This window comes from Azospirillum sp. UFLA03-27, from assembly GCF_059803775.1.
On record NZ_JAUQTX010000361.1, the window covers coordinates 1 to 4,903 of the forward strand.

Sequence of the window (4,903 nt, forward strand, 5' to 3'; positions counted from 1 at the left end):
GCGTATAATCGTCGGCAGCGTCAGATGTGTATAAGAGACAGCCCTAACCCTCCCCCGCCTTTGGCGAGGGAGGGAACTTTCTCCCTCTCCCGCCAAAGCGGGGGAGGGCCGGGGAGGGGGCAAGCGCCTCCCCCTCAATCCGCCTGCTGCATGACGATGGCGTCGGACGCCCGGCCGCGGAAGTGGATGTTGCCGTCGCCGTCCAGGAACGCCCAGTCGCCGGTCAGGTAATAGCGGCGGCCGTGGCGGAAGCGGGCGGCGGTGCGTCCCGGATCGTTGGCGTAGGCGTCGAACCAGAAGAGCGGCGAGGACTCCACGTCGATGGCGATCTCCCCCGCTCCGCCGACCGGCGCCTCGCGGCCCTGTGGGTCGAGGATGACCACGCGGAAGCCCGGCAGGGGCCGCCCCAGCGAGGAATCGGCGGTGCGGTCGGCGTGGCCGGGGTCGTAGCGGTTCATCATGAAGATGCCGGTCTCGCGCTGCCCGTACTGGTCGAGCAGAGGGACGCTGACCACCCGGTTGGCCCAGCCGATCAACTCTGGCGGCAGTGGTTCGCCGACCACCGACAGGATGCGCAGCGCCAGCTTGTGCGGGCCGCCCTCCGGGTCGGCGCTGTGCCAGGCGCGGATCTGGGACGGCGCGCAGGTCAGGTTGGTGACGCCGAACTTCGTCAGCATGCGGTAGCCCTGCCGCACGTCGTAGGGGCCGTCGCAGAAGATCGTCGTGCGCCCGAGCAGCAGCGGCCCGACCAGCCCGTAATAGGCGCCGTAGGCCCAGCCGGGGTCGGCCATGTTCCAGTAAATGTCGTCGTCACGCAGATCGAGGCCGATTCGCATGTACTGTTCGATCCCGGCCAGCGCCATGACCGGCAGCGAGACGCCGAGCGGCTTCGGCTCCGCCTCGGAGGTGTAGATCAGCGCGAAGGCGTCGCGATCGGCGTAGCGGGCGATGTCGGGCAAGGGGGCCGATTCATGAAGCGCCGACCAGAAGGGCACCGCGTCGGCGCCGGGACCAAAGGCCTCGTCCCCCTCCACCATCACCACGGGGCGGCTGTTGTCGCGCGGGATCTTGCGGCGCAGGAAACCGGTGGTGACGATCGCCCGCGCCTCGCTGTCGGCCAGACGGTAGGCGACCGCGGCGGCGGAGTAGGTGGTGAACAGCGGCATGTAGACCCCGCCGAGCCGCCAGATCGCCAGCGCGGCGATCAGCAGTTCCGCCCCCTTGGGCAGCAGCACCGCCACCCGGTCGCCGCGCCCGACGCCGAGGCCGCGCAGAACGGTGGCGAATCGCGCCGAATCGCGGGCTAGCCGGGCGAAGCTCAGCTCCGTCGTCTGGCCGGCGACGCTCTCGTGCAGCAGGGCGGCGCGGGCGCCGTCGGCGCGGGCGTGGCGGTCGCACAGCAGATCGGCGAGCGGAATCGCCTCGCCCTGGTAATCCGGGCGGAGGAAGGCGGTGGGCTGAACGGTGGCCGGACCGGGCGCCGGGGTGTCGTTTTCGCCTTCGGGGCGGTGGCGTGCGGCGGCGATGCGGCCCAACGAATCCAATTCCGGCCCCAGATGGTAGCGGCGGCTGCGCGGGTCCTGGTCGATGAAACGTTCCCGCGCCAGCGCGGTCAGCAGGCGGTGCGCCGTTGCCTTCGACAGGGCGGTGTCCCCCATCAGGTCGGCCAGACGCGCGCCCTCCGTCCCGTGGGACGCGACGGCGCGCAGCAGGGCCAGCGCACGCTCCAGGCTTTGCGTGCCGCCGGACGCTCCGGCGGGGGCGGTTTCGGTGTCGGAATCGGGCCGGGTCATGATGGGGTCCATATTATGGACCTTTGGCTCGCATGTCGCTCCAAAAAACATGCATACACGGAATGTCCGTGTTGAAAACGGTGCGCATCACAGGTTATAGTTCGGTCGTTGCACAAAGGACGGTCCACAATATGGACCAGTTCGCCACTCAAACAGTTCGGCGAACGATAAAAAGGCAGTTCCACAGCAACGGAGGAGGAAATGTCAGGCGCGCCCGTCGCATCGCCACGCGGTTACGCCCATCCGGCCGGCGCCACCCGCGCGGCCTCCCCATCGGACACCATCTTCGAAGCCCGGGGCGTGTCCTTGCGCTTTGGCGGCGTGCAGGCGCTGACCGACGTCGGTTTCAGCATCCGCAAGGGGGAGCTGTTCTCCATCATCGGCCCGAACGGTGCGGGCAAGACCTCCATGGTCAACTGCATCTCCGGCCGCTACCGGCCCACCGACGGAAAGGTCTATTTCAAGGGCCAGGACATCACGGGCATGACGCCCAACCACCGCGCCTCGCTCGGCATCGGGCGCACCTTCCAGAATCTGGCGCTGTTCGGCCACATGACGGTGCTCGACAACATCATGGTCGGGCGGCACCACCTGCTGAAGAACAACTTCTTCACCGGCTCCCTCTACTGGCTGACCGGCGCCCGCAAGGAGGAGTTGGCCCACCGCCGCGAGGTCGAGGAGATCATCGACTTCCTGGAAATCCAGCATGTCCGCAAGGCCACCGCCGGCACGCTCTCCTATGGCCTGCGCAAGCGGGTCGAGCTGGCCCGCGCCATCGCGCTGAAACCCGACCTGATCCTCCTGGACGAGCCCATGGCGGGCATGAACCTGGAGGAGAAGGAGGACATGGCCCGCTACATCGTCGATCTGAACGAGGAGTTCGGCATGACGGTGGTGATGATCGAGCACGACATGGGCGTCGTGATGGACATCTCCCACCGCGTGATCGTCCTGGAGTTCGGCAAGAAGATCGCCGAGGGCACGCCCGAGGAGGTTCTGGCCGACCCGCGCGTCAAACGCGCCTATCTCGGCGAGGACGACGAGGAGGACGAGGCCGTGGCCCCGCCGCCCAAGCAGGAGGTCGCGTGATGTCTCTTCCGGATATCAAGACTCACGACACACTGCCGAAGCTGCTGACCCTGCACGCCCGCGAGCATGGCGGCGACGTCGCCATGCGCGAGAAGGACTTCGGCATCTGGCGCGAGTTCACCTGGGCGGACATGCACGCCCGCGTGCGCGCCTTCACGCTCGGCCTCATCAAGCTGGGGGTGGAGCGCGGCCATGTGGTGGCCCTGCTCGGCGACAACCGGCCCGACTGGGTGATGGGGGAAATCTCCGCCCACGCCATGGGCGCCATGAGCCTGGGCATCTACCGCGACGCCATGGACGAGGAGGTCGCCTACCTCATCACCTACGCCGACGTGCACATCATCTTCGCGGAGGACGAGGAGCAGGTCGACAAGCTGCTGAACCTCGGCGAGCGCCTGCCGACGCTGAAGCACATCATCTATTCCGATCCCCGCGGCATGCGCAAATACAGCGACCCACGCCTGATGGAGGCGTCGGAGCTGGTCAAGCTGGGCAACGCGCTGCACGCCGAGAAGCCAAACCTCTATGAGGAGCTGGTCGGCGCGACGCGCGGCGACGATGTGGCGGTGCTCTGCACCACGTCGGGCACCACCTCGAACCCGAAGCTGGCGATGCTGCCGGCCGGGCGGCTGATCCGCCATGTCGCCAGCTACCTGTCGGTGGACCCCAAAGGGCCGACCGACGAGTATGTGTCGGTGCTGCCGCTGTCCTGGATCATGGAGCAGATCTACGCTGTCGGCATGGGCATGGTGTCGCGGATGCGCGTGAACTTCGTCGAGGAAGCCGAGACGATGATGAACGACTTCCGCGAGATCGGGCCGAGCTTCGTGCTGTTCGCCCCCCGCCTGTGGGAACAGATCGCCGCCGACGTGCGCGCCCGCATGATGGACGCCTCGCCCTTCAAGCAGAAGATGTACGATTACGGCATGAAGCTGGGGCTGGAGGCGCTCGCCAACGGCACGCGGTCCGCCGTCGCCGACCGCATTCTCTTCGCAGCGCTGCGAGACCGCCTGGGCTTCACCAACCTGAAGTCGGCGGCGACCGGCGGCGCGGCCCTCGGCCCCGACACCTTCAAGTTCTTCCAGGCGCTGGGCGTGCCGCTGCGCCAGATCTACGGCCAGACCGAGACGATGGGCGCTTACACGGTGCACCGCTCGAACGATGTGGACTTCGACACGGTGGGCGTGCCCTTCGACGACGGCGTCAAGGTCAAGGTGATCGAGCCCGACCAGAACGGCATCGGCGAGATCGTCGTCAGCCACCCCAACATGTTCGCCGGCTACTACCGCAACGAGGCCTCGACCACGGCGGACCTGCGCGACGGCTGGATGCACACGGGCGACGCCGGCTTCTTCGACAAGAAGGGCCATCTGGTCATCATCGACCGCATCAAGGACATCGCCACCACCAGCAACAACGACCGCTTCAGCCCGCAATACATCGAGAACAAGCTGAAGTTCAGCCCCTATGTGGCCGAGGCGGTGATCCTGGGCAACAAGCGGCCCTACCTGTCGGCGATCATCTGCATCCGGTTCCCCATCGTGTCGAAGTGGGCGGAGAAGAACCGCATCGCCTTCACCACCTATTCCGATCTGGCGTCCAAGCTGGAGGTCTACGAACTGCTGCGCCAGGAGGTGGAGCGGGTGAACGCGACGCTGCCGGAGTTCCAGCGCATCACCAAGTTCCTGCTGCTCTACAAGGAACTGGACGCCGACGACGGCGAGCTGACCCGCACCCGCAAGGTGCGGCGCGGCGTGATCGCCGAGAAGTACGGCGAGATCATCGACTCGATCTACGCGGGCCAGCCGGCCATCGACGTGGACACCACCATCACCTTCCAGGACGGCACCAAGCAGCGCATCCGCACCGTGCTGAAGGTGGTCGACCTGCTGCCCACGCCGGCCAAGAAGCCGGCGCAGGCCGCGGCGTGAGGGGGTAAGAATGAAGAAGCCCACTTTTCTCCCTCTCCCCCCCGGGGAGAGGGTCGGGGTGAGGGGGTTCAGCTGTCTCTTATACACATC

3 protein-coding genes are annotated in these 4,903 nt (G+C 67.0%); 2 read left to right on the plus strand and 1 reads right to left on the minus strand.

Annotated features, from left to right (window positions below):
* Positions 1-134: 134 nt before the first annotated feature.
* Positions 135-1,793: an acetate--CoA ligase gene (locus Q4I23_RS30475; RefSeq protein ID WP_498528700.1), complete on the minus strand. Its 1,659-nt coding sequence runs from the start codon at positions 1,791-1,793 to the stop codon at positions 135-137.
* Positions 1,794-1,994: 201 nt separating this feature from the next.
* On the opposite strand from Q4I23_RS30475, the gene Q4I23_RS30480 reads away from it, so the two are divergent.
* Together Q4I23_RS30480 and Q4I23_RS30485 are read left to right on the plus strand one after the other, a co-directional pair.
* Positions 1,995-2,882, plus strand: a complete 888-nt coding sequence (locus Q4I23_RS30480) for an ABC transporter ATP-binding protein (protein WP_454016451.1) — start codon at positions 1,995-1,997, stop codon at positions 2,880-2,882.
* Entirely contained in the window at positions 2,882-4,813 is a 1,932-nt protein-coding gene (locus Q4I23_RS30485; RefSeq protein ID WP_498528701.1) for a long-chain fatty acid--CoA ligase, read from the plus strand. The genes Q4I23_RS30480 and Q4I23_RS30485 overlap by 1 nt, the downstream gene beginning before the upstream one ends.
* The last annotated feature ends 90 nt before the right edge of the window (positions 4,814-4,903 follow it).